This is a genomic window from Aeromonas sobria (genome assembly GCF_006243315.1).
GTDB lineage: Bacteria > Pseudomonadota > Gammaproteobacteria > Enterobacterales > Aeromonadaceae > Aeromonas > Aeromonas sobria_A.
Window position 1 is genome coordinate 48,739 of sequence record NZ_NKWE01000027.1, and the last position, 16,409, is coordinate 65,147.

Genomic DNA, 16,409 nt, shown 5'->3' on the forward strand with positions numbered 1-16,409 from the left:
GGAGGGATGGGCCATCACGGACAGGCGGGTGCAAGCACGCAATTCCTGCTCCATGGCGGGGCACACATCGGGTAAAGTGGCCTATTCTAGCGATCCCCCTCTCGCTTGTCTTGATGATGTGGCATCTTTGCGCCCATCTGCTGCGGGTTGGTGCCAGGCAGCACCGTCCAAACCGCCAATTGTCCGGAGATGTTATGCAGCTAAATGAGAGCCTTGCTCATCAGATTGTCAGTCGGGCGATGAAGATCCTGTCGTTCTCGGTCAACGTGATGGACGAGAGCGGCATCATTATCGCTTCTGGTAATCCGGAGCGGATCCATCAGCGCCACGAAGGGGCCGTGCTGGCATTGACCGAGAACCGGGTGGTGGAGATCAGCGAGGCGACCGCTCTGCAGCTCAAGGGGGTGCGGCCCGGCATCAATCTACCCATCTCCTATCAGGGGGAACTGCTCGGGGTGATCGGTATTTCCGGCGATCCGGAGGAAGTTCGCGCTTACGCCGAGCTGGTGCGAATGACCGCCGAGCTGATCATGGAGCAGGCGGCGCTCACCGAACAGTTGCAGTGGGACAAGCGCCACAAGGAGGAGCTGGTGCTGCAGCTGATCCGTGGCGAGGGGCGAGTCGATCAGCTGCAGCAGGCGGCCCGTTTTCTCGGGCTGGATCTGGCCCAGCCTCGGGTGGTGGCCGTGCTGGCGCTGGAGGAGGCGGATCCCGCCCGGTTAAGAGAGCTGGTGCATCAGCTGGAAAACCCGGAGCGGGACAATTTAGTGGCTATCCATGGGCTCGACGAGATAGTGGTGCTCAAACCGGCCCAGCTCTGCAACGGTGTCTGGCAATCGGATCAGGAGCGCAGTCGGATCAAGCAGTTGCTGGCGCGGATTCCCCACTTCAAGGTGCATATCGCGGTGGGCGATTATTTCACCGGCATCGACGGGTTGACGCGCTCTTACCAGACGGCGCGGGATACCTTGCGCCGTGGCATGCGGCAGGCACCGCGCAAGCAGGTCTACTTCTTCGAGGATTACCGCTTGCCGGTGCTGCTGGGGAGTCTGATGGACTCCTGGCAGGCGGATCAGTTGCGCGCCCCCTTACTGAGGCTTGCCAAAGAGGACTCCAAAGGCGCTTTGCAGAAGACCCTGCGCCACTATTTCTTGCAGGATTGTGATCTGCATCGCTGTGCCGAGGCGCTGTTTATCCACCCCAATACCCTGCGTTATCGACTGGGGCGGATCGAGCAGATAACCGGGTTGAATTTCAACAAGTTAGACGACAAATTTCAGCTTTATCTCGGGCTTAACCTGAGCATGTGATTGTGATTAATTACAATTAACCTGCTTTTCAGTGCCTGTTATTTGTCGTTTCGTCTAAAGATTTATCGTTTTGCATCCCCATAATGGCGAGCACTCTATCTATCCAAGGTGCCCGTCATGATCCCAGTTACCGCGCTTGGCGCTATCGCTGCGCTCTCCATCGCCATCTTCCTTATTCTGAAGAAGGTTCCGCCGGCTTACGGCATGATCGTGGGTGCCCTGGCCGGTGGCCTGATTGGCGGTGCCGATCTGACCCAGACTGTGGCCCTGATGATCGGTGGCGCCCAGGGGATCACCACGGCGGTGATGCGGATCCTGGCGGCCGGTGTGCTGGCTGGCGTGCTGATCGAATCGGGTGCGGCCACCACCATCGCCGAAACCATCGTCAAGAAACTCGGTGAAACCCGCGCCCTGCTGGCACTGGCGCTGGCGACCCTGATCCTGACTGCGGTCGGCGTGTTCGTGGACGTGGCCGTCATCACGGTCGCCCCCATTGCGCTGGCCATTGCCCGCCGTGCCGACCTCTCCAAGGCGGCTATCCTGCTGGCGATGATCGGCGGCGGCAAGGCGGGTAACGTCATGTCCCCCAATCCCAACGCCATTGCCGCGGCGGATGCCTTCCATCTGCCCCTGACTTCGGTGATGGCGGCGGGCATCATCCCGGGTCTGTTCGGTCTGGTGATGGCCTACTGGCTGGCCAAGCGTTTGAACAACAAGGGCAGCAAGGTTGCCGCCGACGAGGTGGTGAGCTTTGACGGTGCCAAGTTGCCGGGCTTTGCCGCTGCCATAAGTGCGCCGCTGGTTGCCATCCTGCTGCTGGCTCTGCGTCCGGTCGCCGGTATCGTGGTGGACCCGCTGATTGCACTGCCCCTCGGTGGTCTGGTTGGTGCCCTGATGATGGGCAAGTTCAGCAAGGTGAATCAGTTTGCGGTCGCGGGTCTTGCTCGCATGGCGCCGGTCGCCATCATGCTGCTGGGTACCGGTACCCTGGCGGGCATCATCGCCAACTCCGGTCTTAAAGATGTGCTGATCAGCGGCCTGACCGCTTCCGGTCTGCCCTCCTACCTGCTGGCGCCCATCTCCGGTGCCATGATGTCGCTGGCGACCGCCTCGACCACTGCCGGTACCGTGGTGGCCTCCAATGTATTCAGCTCCACCCTGATTGAACTGGGGATCAGCAGTCTGGCGGGGGCGGCGATGATCCATGCCGGTGCTACCGTGTTTGACCACATGCCCCACGGCTCTTTCTTCCACGCCACCGGTGGCAGCGTCCACATGGGGGTGGGCGAGCGCCTCAAGTTGATCCCGTACGAAACTGCGGTCGGTCTGACCATTGCAACTGTCTCCACCCTGATGTTTGGCGTGTTTGGCCTCGCCTAAGGAATTGATATGAAAATTGTTATTGCCCCCGATTCATTCAAGGAGAGCCTGAGTGCCATGGCGGTGGCTGATGCCATCGAGGCCGGTTTCAAGCAGGTGTTGCCGGATGCCACCTATATCAAATTGCCGATGGCCGATGGCGGCGAAGGCACGGTGCAATCACTGGTAGATGCCACCGGTGGTCACATCCTGCCGGTCGAAGTGACCGCGCCCCTTGGCAACAAGGTGCAGGGCTTCGTCGGCCTGCTGGGAGATGGCGAGCGCGCTGTCATCGAGATGGCGGCCGCTTCCGGCATCCATCTGGTGGCTCCCGAGCAGCGCAATCCGCTGCTCACCTCCAGCTTCGGGACCGGCGAGCTGATCCTGGCTGCGCTGGAGATGGGGGTGAAGCACCTGATCCTCGGCATCGGCGGCAGCGCCACCAATGACGGCGGTGCCGGCATGATCCAGGCGCTGGGCGGCAAGTTGCTCAAAGCAGATGGCACTTCTATTGCGCTGGGTGGTGCTGGTCTGGCCGAACTGGCGACCATCGACCTGAGTGGCCTGGATCCGCGTTTGAGCGATCTGGCTATCGAAGTGGCTTGCGATGTGGATAACCCGCTGTGCGGTCCGAAAGGGGCCTCCGCGGTGTTTGGCCCGCAGAAGGGGGCGACCCCCGAGATGGTGGCGCAGCTTGATGGCTACCTTGCCCGCTACGCTGATTGCATCGAGCGGGTGCTCGGCAAGCAGGTGAAGGATCTGCCCGGTGCCGGAGCCGCCGGTGGCATGGGCGCTGCGCTGGTTGGCCTGCTCGGCGCCGAGCTCAAGCCCGGCATCCAGATTGTGATCGAAGCCTTGAAGCTGGCCGATGAAGTGGCCGATGCGGATCTGGTCATCACCGGCGAAGGTCGCATCGACAGCCAGACCATCCATGGCAAGACGCCAATCGGTGTCGCACGTTGCGCCAAGCAGTTCGGCAAGCCGGTGATCGGTATTTCCGGTTGCCTGACCGATGACTGTGGTGTGGTGCATGAGCACGGGCTGGACGCGGTATTCGCCGTGGTCAACCGCGCTATGTCCCTGCCGGAAGCACTGGCCAGCGCCAGCACCAATATCGAGTTGACCGCGCGCAACGTGGCTGCGCTCTATCGGTTGCCCCGCTGATTTTTTTGGCCGGTGCCTGCTATCCGGGCATCGACCATTCCTTGCCCCGTGAGGGGGCCATTCTCATCTCATGAGAAATCCGGTTGCCCTTAGCACTTTTGCCGATCCATCGAGATCGGCTTTTTTTATCTCCTTTGCGCTCACTGCGTTTTGCCGTCCCATTGGTTTCTATAGGCGCATCTCTCCCTTTACGGCATAGTGGTCGAACCAAGTACAAGGAGAGACTCATGTTCCTGCTGACTCTGGGGGTGGCGCTGTTTACCCTGATCCATCTCTACCCCTGCTTTGCGGTGGCCCATCGGGCGCGCGTGCGGGAACGCCTGGGAGAGAACCGCTACAAGGGGCTCTTCTCCCTGCTGGTGTTTGTCGCCATCGCCTGCATCATCGCCGGTTGGCGCAGTGCCAGTTCGTTGCCGCTCTACTTCCTGCCCGAATGGGGGCCGATGACCATAACGGTGATGATGCCGTTTGCCCTGATCCTCTTCTTCTCCGGTCAGGGGCCCAACCATCTGCGCCGTTGGCTGGTGCATCCTCAACTGCTCGGCACCCTGATGTGGGCGGTGGCCCATCTGCTGGTCAACAGCGAGGCGCGCTCTTTACTGCTGTTTGGCGGTATCGGGTTGTGGGCGCTGGTGAGCATCGTCTGGATTTCGGTGCGGGACTGGCAGCGATATCCCCGTCCGGCGGCTAACTGGACGGGAACAGGAATCAGTGTTGGAGCCGGGTTGGCGGCCACTGCCCTGCTGGTTTTCTGGGGCCACGGCTGGCTGACCGGCATTCCCCTGCATTGAGAGTGAACTGCAGGCCCGGTAACCGCGTATGACGGACAAAACAAAAGGAGTTTTGGCGATGAAATGGTTTACTCTGTTGCTGTTATTGGGGGCTGGTGCGGCCTCTGCGGCGTGCCCCGATTACTTCAATGTGGAGATGCGGGAGCTCAACAATGCCCAGCGCCACAACCTCTGTCAGCTGACCGAGGGTAAGGTGGTGCTGGTGGTCAATACCGCTTCCTATTGCGGCTATAGCGGCCAGTTCCGGGATCTGGAGAAGCTTTACCAGAGCTACAAGGATAAAGGGCTGATTATTCTGGGCTTCCCCTCCAATGACTTCTGGCAGGAGGCGGGCAACGAGACCAAAACGGCCGAGGTGTGCCGCCGCGACTATGGGGTGACCTTCCCGATGTTCAATCGGGTGGCGGTACGGGGTTCCGATGCGGTGCCGCTATTCAAGGGGCTGGCTGCGGCCGCCGACGGGGATGAGCCGAACTGGAACTTCCACAAGTATCTGGTGGGACGCGATGGCAAGTTGATTGCGAGCTATGGCTCCAATCAGAATCCGGCCGACGACCCCCTCAAGTTGCAGATCACCCGGGCGCTGGGGCTCTGACCCTACCCCTTGGCGGGCGGCTCTGGAATAATGGGCTCCCGCCACTCAATCTGGTTATTTTGTGCTGCAACGTCTTCCCCAAATGGTGATCTTCGATGCGCTGGTGCGCGAGCAGGGGATCTCTGCCGCCGCCCGCCGTCTCGGGGTCTCCAAATCCCATATCAGCAAACAGCTGGCGCTGCTGGAGACCACCCTCGGCGCCCAACTGGTGCAGCGCACCACCCGCCGCTTCGTCCTGACGGAGCTGGGTCAGGAGTATGCCCGTCACTGCCATGCGCTGGTGGCGGTGGCGCAGGAGGCGGACTCCATGATCGCCGAGCGGCGCGGCAAGGTGAGCGGCGTGCTCCATCTCGGGGTGGGCCAATCCTTCGGCCGCATGCATGTCATTCCCCATCTCAAGGCATTTCAGGATCGCTATCCCGAGTTGGAGCTGGAGGTATCCCTGTTCGACCACAGAACCAATCTGGTGGATGAGGGGCTGGACCTCTGGCTTACCACCTATGAGGACAAACCGGAGGGGTTGGTGGGACAGCGGCTGGCCGACATCGGCTTCGTGGTGGTGGCTTCGCCAGATTATCTGATGAGCCACGGTACCCCGCTACATCCGAAGGATCTGGGCCAGCACAACTGCATTACTTACCAGAGCCGGGAGCGGCGCTATCATCAGTGGTCGTTCCGTCAGGGCAAGGATCGTCAGACGGTGCAGGTGGCGGGCAACTATCGGGTGGATATGGCGGAGGCGGTGCGTGATGCGGCCCTGGCTGGTCTGGGCATCGCCTACATCGCCAACTACCTGCTGGACAAGGAGCTGCAGAGCGGCAAGCTGATCCCGGTGTTGCCCGGGTGGCGACCGAACCAGCAGATGGCGGTGCACGCCGTTTACGCCCGGCGCGAACATCTGGATCCCAAGATCCGTCTCTTCATCGATTTCCTCAAGGCCCGCTTTGGCCCCGAACCCTATTGGGAGCAGCGGCTGGCTCCCTGGCTCGGGGGGAAATTGTCCGGCAGTGAGGAATGATTGTTTCCATATAAGAACTCTTGATTTCTCCTGATACTAAAATTGAACCAAATCAGCCAGTTGGCGCAACCGATATCGTGCAAACGTTTTTTCCAACAAGCTTGTAACCAAGCGGACTTGCAGTGACGGGGGGAGAGGCGCAGAATCCGCGCCCATCTTTTGCCCCACCTGATGGAGTCCCTATGATTGCCCTGCTCGGCATCCTGAGTATCCTGGCGCTTGCCGTGATCTGCTCTGATAATCGTCGTCGTATCCCGCTGCGAACAGTTGGCCTTGCCCTCTGCCTGCAAATCATGTTTGCCGGTCTGGTGCTCTGGCTGCCTGCCGGTCAGCACGTGCTGAACGGGGTCAGCGAGAGCGTCAGCAGCGTGATCGGTTATGGTCAGGAGGGGATCGCCTTCCTGTTCGGCGATCTGGCCAAGTTCAAACTGGGCTTCATCTTTGCCTTCAACGTATTGCCGGTCATCATCTTCTTCTCTGCGGTGATCGCCATCCTCTACCACATCGGCATCATGCCGCGGGTGATCGCCCTGCTGGGTGGTGGCTTGCAGAAGCTGCTGGGTACCGGCCGTGCCGAGAGCCTCTCCGCCACCGCTAATATCTTCGTCGGTATGGTGGAAGCGCCGCTGGTGGTCAAACCCTACCTCTCCAAGATGTCCGATTCCCAGTTCTTCGCGGTGATGAGCTGCGGCCTGGCCTCAGTCGCCGGTGGTACGCTGGTGGGCTACGCCAGCCTCGGGGTTGAGCTGAAATACCTGATCGCCGCCGCCTTCATGTCGGCGCCAGCCGGTCTGGCGATGGCCAAGATCCTGGTGCCGCCGAGCGAAGGCGAGGTCGATCATCATCAGGATGTGGTGATCCCCCGCGCTACCAATGTGATTGAAGCGGCGGCCGATGGTGCCATGTCCGGCCTCAATATCGCGGTGGCGGTCGGTGCAACCCTGCTGGCCTTCGTCGGTGTGATTGCCATGCTGAACGGACTGCTCGGCTGGGCTGGCGGTCTGGTGGGGCTGGATCTGAGCTTCCAGATCATTCTGGGCTGGCTGTTTGCCCCCGTCTCCTGGCTGATCGGTGTACCCTGGGAGCAGGCGCAGGCCGCTGGCGCATTGATCGGTACCAAGATCGTGGTCAACGAGTTTGTCGCCTTCATTGGTCTGGTGCAGGATCAAACCCTGAGCGAGTCGAGCAAGGCCATTGTGACCTTTGCCCTGTGCGGTTTTGCCAACATCTCCTCCATGGCGATCCTGATCGGCGGTCTGGGCTCCATGGTGCCGGAGCGCAAATCCTTCATCGCCCGTTACGGCATGCGCGCTATTCTCTCCGGCGTGCTGGCGAACCTGATGAGCGCCTGTCTGGCTGGCCTGTTCCTCGCCCTGTAACTGACGGCAGCACGAACTGGATGCAACAAGGGCGCCCTGATGGCGCCCTTGTCATATGGATAAAAGAAGCCCCGACCTTGGTCGGGGCTTCTTGTTGGTACTCAGTCGACGTAGAAGGTCTGCTGGAAGGTGAGGTTCTGCTGCTGCCCGCCGCCCATGATCTTCAGAGTGAACTGATAGGTGTCTTCGTTGCGGTAGGGGAGGGTCGCCAAATAGTAGATGGCATCACCCTCTTTTACCTCTTGAAAGCTCAGGGTGCGGATGGTGCCGGTCAGGTTCTTGGCCTCACCGGTGATGCCGACCGCCTGTGCTTTCCCTTGTTTGTCTTGCACCGCAATATTGATGATGGCGTTGTAACGGCTGCGCTCCAGCCCGTTGGCTTTGGCAACCTCGGGGGTGAGGAAGCTGGAGTTGAAGGCGTTGTAGTGAACCTGCCAGGGCCCCAGCTCCTTCATCTGTTCTGCCTTGAGTGGCAGGGTCATCAGCAGTGCCAGTAAGCCACTCATCCAGACTGTTTTCATCTGTCATCCCTCTCATATCTACGGTTGGCACAGGCCGACTCATTCAGCCTTGCGGGTCATTCAGCAGTGCACTCACTTCTGGCGGCCACTGTTTGGGGCTGTCGATGGCGACGGTTTTGTGCCGCCCCAGCTCGCCCCGCACTATGGTGACCTGTCCCTTGGCCACCTTGAACTGCTTGGCCAGAAATTTGATCAAATGGCTGTTGGCCTGGCCATCGACCGGCGGCGCCGTGATGGCCACTTTCAGCTCTTCGCCGTGTAATCCGATGATCTGATCCCGACTCGCCTTGGGCTGGATCACCAGATGCAGTACCAGTTCATCCCCTTGTTGCAGGACGGCTGGCATCAAATCATCCACCACAGCTGGCCGAACAGGTCGCCCAGCAGGTAGTTGATGGCTTGCAGGCCGATAAAGGCGACCAGTACCGACAGATCCAGTCCACCCAGTGCCGGCAGGATGCGGCGGATAGGGGCAAGGAAGGGCTCGGTCAGCTGATGCATCACGTATTCGATGGGGTTGCGACCCTGGCTGACCCAGCTCAGGATGGCGCGGATCAGCAGCACCCAGAAGATCATCGAACCGGCTTTCTTCAGTACGGTGAGGGCGGCGAACAGGCTGATGTTGAGCCAGTCGGCCAGCAGTACGTTCATGCTCTTGAGCAGCGCCAGCTTGGCAAACGCGATCAGCAGCGCCAGTACTATGGAGGCGAGATCGATGCCGCCAAAGCCGGGGATAACACGGCGCAGCGGGATCACCAGCGGATTGGTCAACTTGACCACCATCTGGCTCATCGGGTTGTAGAAGTCGGCGCGAGCCCACTGCAACCAGGCGCGCAGCAGTACCACCATCAGGTAGAGATCAAAAACGGTGTTAATCAGAAAGTAAGCAGTGTTCATCTGGGCTCCTGTTAGAAGAGTGTTTCCATTTCGGTGGCGCGAGCAACGGCCGCCTGCATGGCGTGGGCAGTCAGCGGCATCAGCCCCTGCTGCTGGAAAGTGTTGATCGCTTGGGCGGTGGTGCCGCCCTTGCTGGTCACCTGCTCACGCAGGGTTTGCAGCGCCAGCTCAGGGTTCTGCTCCACCATGGCGGCTGCACCCAACGCGGTTTGCTGCACCAGCAGGCGGGCCTGCTCGGGCGAGAAGCCCATCGCCTCCGCCTCTTCGGCGATGGCCTGCATAAAGAGAAAGAAGTAGGCCGGGGCACTGCCCGCCGCAGCAATGACGCCGTTGATACCGGACTCCTGCTCCACCCAGAGGGTCTTGCCGACGGCTTGCATCATCTGCTCGGCAAAGTCGCGATCGCTGGTGGCAATATGCTCGGGGGCATAGAGGCCGGTCATCCCCAGCCCCACCAGGGCCGGGGTGTTGGGCATGGTGCGGATGATGCGGTGGTGGCCACCGGCCATCTCGCCAAGGCGCGCCACCTTGATACCGGCTGCGATGGAGATCAGCAGCTTGCCTTCAAGGGAACCCAGCTCGGCAACCAGCGCAGCCAACATGCCCGCCATAAACTGCGGCTTGACCGCCAGCACGATCACCTCGGCATCACGGGCCGCCTCGGCATTGGACTGGGTGGTGCGAATGCCGTAGTCGCTGGCCAGCGCCTGCAGCTTGGGCTGGCTGGGGTTGGCGGCGGTGATCTGCCCGGCGGGATAGCCCGCCTTGACCAGTCCGGCAATGATGCTGCGGCTCATGTTGCCCGCGCCGATAAAGGCCAGAGTTCTATGCTGCATCAGATGCTCCTGTTGCACATGGGGTCGCGGCGAAGTGGGTGCTGCCTGCACAGGCTAACGCCAACATTCGGTGTTCCATCAAACGCTCCTGTTGATGAAGTCGCTACAAGGGGCGGAGATGGGTGTCAGCCGCCAGCCTTGTCTATGAATAGTCACGGGCGCCGAAGATGGCGGTGCCGACCCGCACCATGGTGCTACCGTGGGCGATGGCCAGCTCGAGATCTTCGGTCATGCCCATCGAGAGGGTATCCACCGTGGGGTATTGTCGCGCAAGCTCGGTGAACAGAGCCTGCATACGGACCATTTGGGTGGCCAATACATTTTCATCGCTGGTGTGCTCGGGAATGGCCATCACGCCTCGCAATACCAGCCGTTCACTGCGGGAGACCCGCTCTGCAAGACGGAAAATCTCTTGCTCCGACGTTCCGGATTTGCTGCTCTCTCCGCTAATATTGATTTGCAGACAGATATTTAGCGGTGCCATGCTGGCCGGGCGCTGGTTGTTGAGGCGGTCGATCAGCTTGTCCCGATCCACGCTCTGGACCCAGTCAAACCGTTCGGCGACCAGTTTGGACTTGTTCGATTGCAAAGGGCCGATAAAGTGCCACTCTATGTCGCAATATTCCGGCTGCTGGCGCAAGACATCGATCTTGGTCGCCGCTTCCTGGGCGTAGGATTCGCCAAAACAGCGCTGACCTGCGGCATGGGCGGCCATGACTGCCTCGACAGGCTTGGTCTTGCTGACGGCAAGCAGGCGGATCTGCTGTAGGTTGCGGTTTGCCCGCGCAGCAGCTTGGGCAATACGTTCCTTTACCTGAAACAGGTGCTGGGCAATCTGGTTCATATTTCGTTAGTGATCTTGTGATGGGAGAATGACAAGTCTATGGATATCACAGAGTTATTGGCTTTCAGTGTAAAGCATAAAGCCTCGGATCTACACCTCTCGGCCGGTGTGCCCCCGATGATCAGGGTTGATGGTGAGGTTCGCAAGATCAATTTGCCCGCCCTCGAACATCGAGAAGTACATAGCCTCATTTATGACATCATGAACGATCACCAGCGCAAGGAGCTGGAGGAGAACTTCGAAGTCGATTTCTCGTTCGAGGTGCCCAATCTGGCCCGCTTCCGGGTTAACGCCTTTCAGCAATCCCGCGGATCAGGCGCAGTATTTCGGACCATCCCCAGCACTGTGCTGAGTCTCGAAGATCTCGATGCGCCGGAGATCTTTCGCAAAATTTCGGAATTTCCCCGTGGTCTGGTGCTGGTGACCGGCCCGACCGGTTCTGGTAAGTCGACCACCCTGGCGGCCATGGTCAACTACATCAATGAGAACTTTCATCATCATATTCTCACCATCGAAGACCCCATCGAATTCGTCCACGAGAACAAGCGCTGTCTGGTGAACCAGCGGGAAGTGCACCGCGATACCAAGAGCTTCAGCAACGCCCTGCGCTCGGCACTGCGGGAAGACCCGGACATCATTCTGGTGGGCGAGATGCGTGACCTCGAGACCATTCGCCTCGCCATGACTGCCGCCGAAACCGGCCATCTGGTGTTCGGCACCCTGCACACCTCGTCGGCGGCCAAGACCATCGACCGTATCATCGACGTCTTCCCCGGTGCGGAGAAGGACATGGTGCGATCCATGCTCTCCGAATCCCTGCGGGCGGTTATCTCCCAGACCCTGCTCAAGCGTATTGGTGGCGGTCGGGTAGCGGCCCACGAGATCATGATGGGCATTCCGGCGGTGCGTAACCTCATTCGGGAAGACAAGATCGCCCAGCTTTACTCGGTGATCCAGACCGGGATGACCCACGGCATGCAGACCATGGATCAGAGCCTGAAGCAGCTGGTTAGCCGCGGTGTGGTGGCATCCCTCGATGCCAAGGTCAAGGCGGTTGATCCCAACAGTATTTAAGGATGCCAAACCCAGGGAGGGAGAGATAATGAATCTGGATGATCTGCTGAGTCAGCTGGTCGAGCGAAAAGGATCGGATCTGTTTGTGACGGTGGGCTCACCGCCTACCCTCAAGGTGAACGGTCATCTTGTATCGCTGGGGGGGGAGGCGCTAGACAAGAAGGAGGCGTTGACGCTGGTCAGGGATACCTTGAGCGGCGATCACTTCGAGCGCTATATCCGCACCAAGGAGGCTAACTACGCGATTTATCGCGAGGCCCTTGGCCGCTTTCGGGTCAGCGCCTTCTGGCAGCAGGAGCAGCCCGGCATGGTGGTGCGCCGCATCGAAACCCGCATCCCCACCTTTGAAGACCTGCAACTGCCCAATATCTTGCAAGAGGTCGCGATGGCCAAGCGGGGATTGGTGCTGTTTGTCGGGGCCACCGGGGCGGGTAAATCCACCACCCAGGCGGCAATGATTGGCTATCGCAACCAGCATGCTGATGGCCACATTCTGACGGTGGAAGATCCGGTGGAGTTCGTCCATCAGCATGGCCGTTGTCTGGTGACCCAACGCGAGGTGGGGATCGATACCGAGTCGTTCGATGTGGCGCTGAAAAGCTCGCTGCGTCAGGCGCCGGACGTGATCCTGATCGGCGAGATCCGCAGTCAGGATACCATGGAGTTTGCCTTGCAGTTTGCCGAGACGGGCCACCTTTGCCTTGCCACCTTGCATGCTAACAACGCCAATCAGGCGTTGGACCGCATTCTCCATCTGGTGCCGCAAGACAAACACCGTCAGTTCCTGTTCGATCTCTCCTTCAATCTCAAAGCCATCGTTGCCCAGCAGCTGGTGCCCAGCATGGATGGCAAGCGGCGTTTTGCGGCATTCGAGGTGCTGCTCAATACCCCGCTGATCACCGATATCATCCGCAAGGGTGAGATGCACCGGCTCAAGGAGGTGATGACCAAATCCTCGGAGTTGGGCATGCAGACGTTCGATCAGGCGTTGTTCAAGCTGTTCTGTGCCGGCCAGATTGGCTACAGTGAGGCCCTCGCCCATGCCGACTCGGCCAATGATTTGCGCTTGCAAATCAAACTTTCCGGTCCGGATACGCTCGGTACCGGCATGCTGGATAATGTGACGCTGGATGAATGAATCATGGGGCCGTGCCGTCGTTCGGCCCCTCGCCATAAAGGAACGTTATGCTGATTGTGGTTTCCCCGGCCAAGACGCTGGATTACGAGTCGCCGCTGGTGACCCCCCGTTTCACCCAACCTGAATTGCTTGATCACTCCGCCGAGTTGATTAGCCGGGCCCGCCAACTGAGCCCGGATCAGATCGCCAGTCTGATGAAGATCAGCGACAAGCTGGCAGGTCTTAATGCTGCCCGCTTTGCGCAGTGGCAGCCAGACTTCACGCCGGCCAATGCCCGTCAGGCGCTGCTGGCCTTCAAGGGGGATGTTTACACCGGATTGGCGGTGGAGGATTTCAGTGAGGCCGATTTGGACTTCGCTCAGGGGCATCTGCGGATGCTCTCCGGCCTCTACGGCGTGCTGCGCCCCCTCGATCTGATGATGCCCTACCGGCTGGAGATGGGGACCCGGCTCGACAATAGCCGCGGCAAGGATCTCTACCAGTTCTGGGGCGAGGTGATCACTCACCACCTCAACAACGCGCTGGCCGCGCAGGGGGATGAGGTAGTGATCAATTTGGCCTCCGATGAGTATTTCAAGTCGGTACGTTCCAAAAGCCTGAAAGGGCGGATCGTCACGCCGGTGTTCAAGGATGAGAAGAACGGCCAGTTCAAGATCATCAGCTTCTACGCCAAGAAGGCGCGCGGCATTATGGCCCGCCACATCATCAAGCAGCGGCTGACCGAGGTGGAGCAACTGACCACTTTCAACGCCGAGGGTTACTACTTCGTGCCGGAAGAGTCGGATGCCAGCACCCTGATGTTTAAACGTGCCGAAAATTAATTACAAAAAGAGGGAACCAATCTTCCGACTCGCGGGTCTGAATATATGAATCCTCTGTTGTAAGCACTTTTTATTCGCCGACGTTTGATACGTCGGCTTTTTTATTGCCCGCTTTTACTGCCTATTGATTGTCTTCGCCGGGACTATGTGGTTCAGATAGACTCAAGACAGGGAGTGCGTTGTTGCGAGGTGAGTGATGGAACAGAAAAATGCCATTCGGCAGGTTGCCGTACCTTGGGCTCCGTCCCGCCAGCTCCCCCCCGGACTGGTCGTTGCCGAGCTGCATCAGGATCTCTGGAGCGACTCCCTGACCATCATGTTGGGTCGGGCGCGCAGCATAGATCTGCCTCCCCAAATTCTTTGTCGGGTGCATTTTCGTCATATCTACGCTTTGCGGGTGGTCGAAGATTGCGACTTGACCGAGGGAAAGGAGAGTCACTCTATCGAAGAGCAGATCCAGCTTATCACCCCCTCCCGCTTTGCCAGCTGGTTTCATCAGGAGTCGGACGGCCTGCATCTGGATGAAGATCTGCAGCACTACCGGATATCCACCTGGGATTACTGCGCCGATGTGCTGACCTCCTCTACGCCAGAACTGCAATTCTTGCCCCAGAGTGAGTAGCTACTCCTGATCACCACAGAGGCGAAGGATGATCCTTTGCCTCTTTTTTGCGTTGGTGCAGAGCGTGTGGTGCTCATGTCACTCAGCCAGAGGGTTGGCCTGTTGTGTTGGCAAAAAAAGCGCCTCAGAGGAGGCGCGGGGAAAAAAGACAGATTGGAAGCGTCACATGGGTGCTACTTGAATAAGCGGATAAGCTGTCACATTCAAGTATAGGGTCACTATGACCGTTGCAATCTGAAGTAGTTCTGAGGCAATTCTTCATTTTCTGTTCATCTTGTCAGCAAGGCGTGTTCTCTAGCTGAAAACCTTTCTGTTTCGTGGCGACATTGGCCATCATTTCCGTCGGAAGGCTACCTGTGTCATGGGGTCAGTCTGAATGCTGTGCCTGCCTGTTCCAGAGCCAGCAACCAGCGTTTGATGGGAATGCCGCCAGCATAGCCGGTCAGATCGCCGCTGCGCCCGATCACCCGATGGCAGGGCACTATGATGCTGAGCGGATTGCGACCATTGGCGGCGCCTACCGCCCGCACTGCTTTGGGATTGCCGATGGCTTGGGCTATCTCGAGATAGCTGACGGTCTCGCCATAGGGGATATCACACAGGGCGCGCCACACCGTTTGCTGGAACGGGGTGCCCCGAGCGGCCATGGGCAGGTCGAACTGCTGCAACTTTCCGGTGAAATAGGCGGTGAACTGGTCGAGATAGGGCGCCAGCGCCTGGTCATCTTGTTGCCAGTCAGCTTGCGGCATGATGGGTCGCTCCCCTTGCATGAACTCCACGTGGCGCAGGCCATCCTGATCGATGGCGACCAGCAGCGGGCCACGGTCGCTATCGCAAAAACTGTATCTCATCGGCTTACATCCTTGGGAGCGGCTCAGTCCAGAACCGGCTTGCCGCGGGCAGATTTGATATCCCCCTTGCGCTTTTTGGCATCGACCCGTTTGCGCTGGGAGCTGCGGGTCGGCTTGGTGGCATGGCGGGCCTTGGGGCGCCAGGCTGCTTTCTTCAGCAATTCCACCAGACGGCTCATCGCCTCCTTGCGGTTCATGTCCTGGCTGCGATGGCTTTCGACCCGGATCATGATAAAGCCATCGTGTACCCGGCTGTCGCTCAGCTTGTCGAGACCCTCCTTGTAGAGGGGGGTCAGGCTGGGAGAGTTGCGGTAATCGAAGCGCAACCAGACGGCGGAGTCGGTCTTGTTGACGTGCTGTCCGCCGTTGCCCTGTGCCCGCATGGTCTGAAATTGCAACTCATGCCAGGGCAGGGTGATGCTGTTGGAGATAACTAACATGCTGTTTTGCTCTTGTTTGGTGCATACCCGCTGGCCGCTGCAGCATGGTGCCTCATTATGGGGCGTGCTGGTCGGTTATGGGGATGTGCCTGGCGAATGGCGCAGGCATTAAACTCTATCTATATGAAATAAAACAATAAAAATACTTGGCATAAGAATTGAAACCCGATTCATGACACACCATGGATTGGGAGTAACCAGATGAAGCTGATTAGTGCGATTATCAAACCGTTCAAGTTGGACGATGTCCGCGAGGCTATTGCCAACCTGGGGGTGGAAGGGCTGACCGTGTCCGAGGTCAAGGGATTTGGCCGCCAGAAGGGACACACCGAATTATACCGGGGAGCCGAGTATCAGGTCGACTTCCTACCCAAGGTGAAGCTGGAGATTGCCACCGCTGATGATAACGTGGAAGGGGTGATCGAGGCGATTTGCAAGGCGGCGTACACCGGCAAGATCGGCGACGGCAAGATTTTTGTCTACGACTTGCTGCAGGCGGTGCGGATCCGCACCGGCGAGAGTGACGACGAGGCGCTGTGATGAACCGCAGCCGTGACGTACAGATCTGCTGACCTCGCGACCTTGGGGGAATCCCGATGGGGCGAGAGCTCATTGAAGCCTAATTTACATCATGTTTTGGTAAGAAGCGGCCAGATGGGATTCCATCCGGCCCTTTTCATTTAGGGGAGATTAAATATGTGATGTGGCGGTGGCGAGCGTTCTTGATCCGCTCATAAGATGTATGCAGA

General features: G+C 59.1%; 19 protein-coding genes. 12 read left to right on the plus strand and 7 right to left on the minus strand.

The features are described 5' to 3' along the window. Window positions 1–194 precede the first annotated feature (194 nt). From CF137_RS09015 to CF137_RS09045, 7 genes are all read left to right on the plus strand, one after another. Window positions 195–1,310: a sugar diacid recognition domain-containing protein gene (locus CF137_RS09015; protein WP_139718800.1), complete on the plus strand. Its 1,116-nt coding sequence runs from the start codon at window positions 195–197 to the stop codon at window positions 1,308–1,310. A gap of 117 nt (window positions 1,311–1,427) precedes the next feature. Beyond that, window positions 1,428–2,690 (plus strand): GntP family permease, encoded by a 1,263-nt coding sequence (locus CF137_RS09020; protein ID WP_042024193.1) that lies wholly within the window; start codon window positions 1,428–1,430, stop codon window positions 2,688–2,690. Window positions 2,691–2,699: 9 nt separating this feature from the next. Further along, window positions 2,700–3,833 carry a glycerate kinase gene (locus tag CF137_RS09025; protein ID WP_139718801.1) on the plus strand — a complete coding sequence of 378 codons (1,134 nt, stop codon included), beginning with the start codon at window positions 2,700–2,702 and terminating at the stop codon, window positions 3,831–3,833. Between the two features lie 227 nt (window positions 3,834–4,060). Next, complete coding sequence (locus CF137_RS09030) at window positions 4,061–4,624, plus strand: NnrU family protein (RefSeq protein ID WP_139718802.1); 564 nt, start codon at window positions 4,061–4,063, stop codon at window positions 4,622–4,624. Window positions 4,625–4,682: 58 nt separating this feature from the next. Continuing rightward, window positions 4,683–5,219 (plus strand): glutathione peroxidase, encoded by a 537-nt coding sequence (locus CF137_RS09035; RefSeq protein WP_139718803.1) that lies wholly within the window; start codon window positions 4,683–4,685, stop codon window positions 5,217–5,219. A gap of 82 nt (window positions 5,220–5,301) precedes the next feature. Further along, window positions 5,302–6,237, plus strand: a complete 936-nt coding sequence (locus tag CF137_RS09040) for a LysR family transcriptional regulator (protein ID WP_162515907.1) — start codon at window positions 5,302–5,304, stop codon at window positions 6,235–6,237. Window positions 6,238–6,419: 182 nt separating this feature from the next. Further along, window positions 6,420–7,616: a NupC/NupG family nucleoside CNT transporter gene (locus tag CF137_RS09045; protein ID WP_139718805.1), complete on the plus strand. Its 1,197-nt coding sequence runs from the start codon at window positions 6,420–6,422 to the stop codon at window positions 7,614–7,616. Window positions 7,617–7,717: 101 nt separating this feature from the next. On the opposite strand, the gene CF137_RS09050 is transcribed toward CF137_RS09045, so the two are convergent. The 5 genes from CF137_RS09050 to CF137_RS09070 form a co-directional block, all read right to left on the minus strand. After that, the gene (locus CF137_RS09050) at window positions 7,718–8,137 is read right to left on the minus strand and encodes a DUF4426 domain-containing protein (protein ID WP_101317833.1); all 420 of its coding nucleotides are present in this window, start codon (window positions 8,135–8,137) and stop codon (window positions 7,718–7,720) included. Between the two features lie 43 nt (window positions 8,138–8,180). Beyond that, on the minus strand, window positions 8,181–8,483 hold the full coding sequence (gene yggU / locus CF137_RS09055) for a DUF167 family protein YggU (protein ID WP_098972109.1): 303 nt from the start codon (window positions 8,481–8,483) through the stop codon (window positions 8,181–8,183). Continuing rightward, a complete protein-coding gene (locus tag CF137_RS09060) occupies window positions 8,483–9,034 on the minus strand; it encodes a YggT family protein (protein ID WP_101317835.1) in 552 nt (183 codons plus the stop codon). The genes yggU and CF137_RS09060 overlap by 1 nt, the downstream gene beginning before the upstream one ends. Window positions 9,035–9,045: 11 nt before the next feature. After that, entirely contained in the window at window positions 9,046–9,870 is an 825-nt protein-coding gene (gene proC, locus CF137_RS09065) for a pyrroline-5-carboxylate reductase (protein ID WP_139718806.1), read from the minus strand. Window positions 9,871–10,012: 142 nt separating this feature from the next. Next, on the minus strand, window positions 10,013–10,714 hold the full coding sequence (locus CF137_RS09070) for a YggS family pyridoxal phosphate-dependent enzyme (RefSeq protein ID WP_101323568.1): 702 nt from the start codon (window positions 10,712–10,714) through the stop codon (window positions 10,013–10,015). Between the two features lie 39 nt (window positions 10,715–10,753). Here CF137_RS09070 and tapT point away from each other — a divergent pair, with 39 nt between their 5' ends. From tapT to CF137_RS09090, 4 genes are all read left to right on the plus strand, one after another. Beyond that, window positions 10,754–11,788: a type IVa pilus ATPase TapT gene (tapT, locus tag CF137_RS09075; protein WP_042024218.1), complete on the plus strand. Its 1,035-nt coding sequence runs from the start codon at window positions 10,754–10,756 to the stop codon at window positions 11,786–11,788. A 28-nt stretch (window positions 11,789–11,816) separates the two neighbouring features. Next, the gene (gene tapU / locus CF137_RS09080) at window positions 11,817–12,926 is read left to right on the plus strand and encodes a type IVa pilus ATPase TapU (protein WP_101323569.1); all 1,110 of its coding nucleotides are present in this window, start codon (window positions 11,817–11,819) and stop codon (window positions 12,924–12,926) included. A 47-nt stretch (window positions 12,927–12,973) separates the two neighbouring features. Further along, complete coding sequence (yaaA, locus tag CF137_RS09085; RefSeq protein WP_139718807.1) at window positions 12,974–13,747, plus strand: peroxide stress protein YaaA; 774 nt, start codon at window positions 12,974–12,976, stop codon at window positions 13,745–13,747. A gap of 196 nt (window positions 13,748–13,943) precedes the next feature. Further along, window positions 13,944–14,369 (plus strand): hypothetical protein, encoded by a 426-nt coding sequence (locus tag CF137_RS09090; RefSeq protein WP_042024223.1) that lies wholly within the window; start codon window positions 13,944–13,946, stop codon window positions 14,367–14,369. A gap of 359 nt (window positions 14,370–14,728) precedes the next feature. Here CF137_RS09090 and CF137_RS09095 read toward each other — a convergent pair whose 3' ends face one another. Then, on the minus strand, window positions 14,729–15,220 hold the full coding sequence (locus tag CF137_RS09095) for a methylated-DNA--[protein]-cysteine S-methyltransferase (RefSeq protein ID WP_139718808.1): 492 nt from the start codon (window positions 15,218–15,220) through the stop codon (window positions 14,729–14,731). Between the two features lie 23 nt (window positions 15,221–15,243). After that, window positions 15,244–15,660, minus strand: a complete 417-nt coding sequence (arfB, locus tag CF137_RS09100) for an alternative ribosome rescue aminoacyl-tRNA hydrolase ArfB (protein ID WP_068977366.1) — start codon at window positions 15,658–15,660, stop codon at window positions 15,244–15,246. A gap of 201 nt (window positions 15,661–15,861) precedes the next feature. On the opposite strand from arfB, the gene glnK reads away from it, so the two are divergent. After that, window positions 15,862–16,200: a P-II family nitrogen regulator gene (glnK, locus tag CF137_RS09105; protein WP_005341406.1), complete on the plus strand. Its 339-nt coding sequence runs from the start codon at window positions 15,862–15,864 to the stop codon at window positions 16,198–16,200. Window positions 16,201–16,409: the final 209 nt, after the last annotated feature.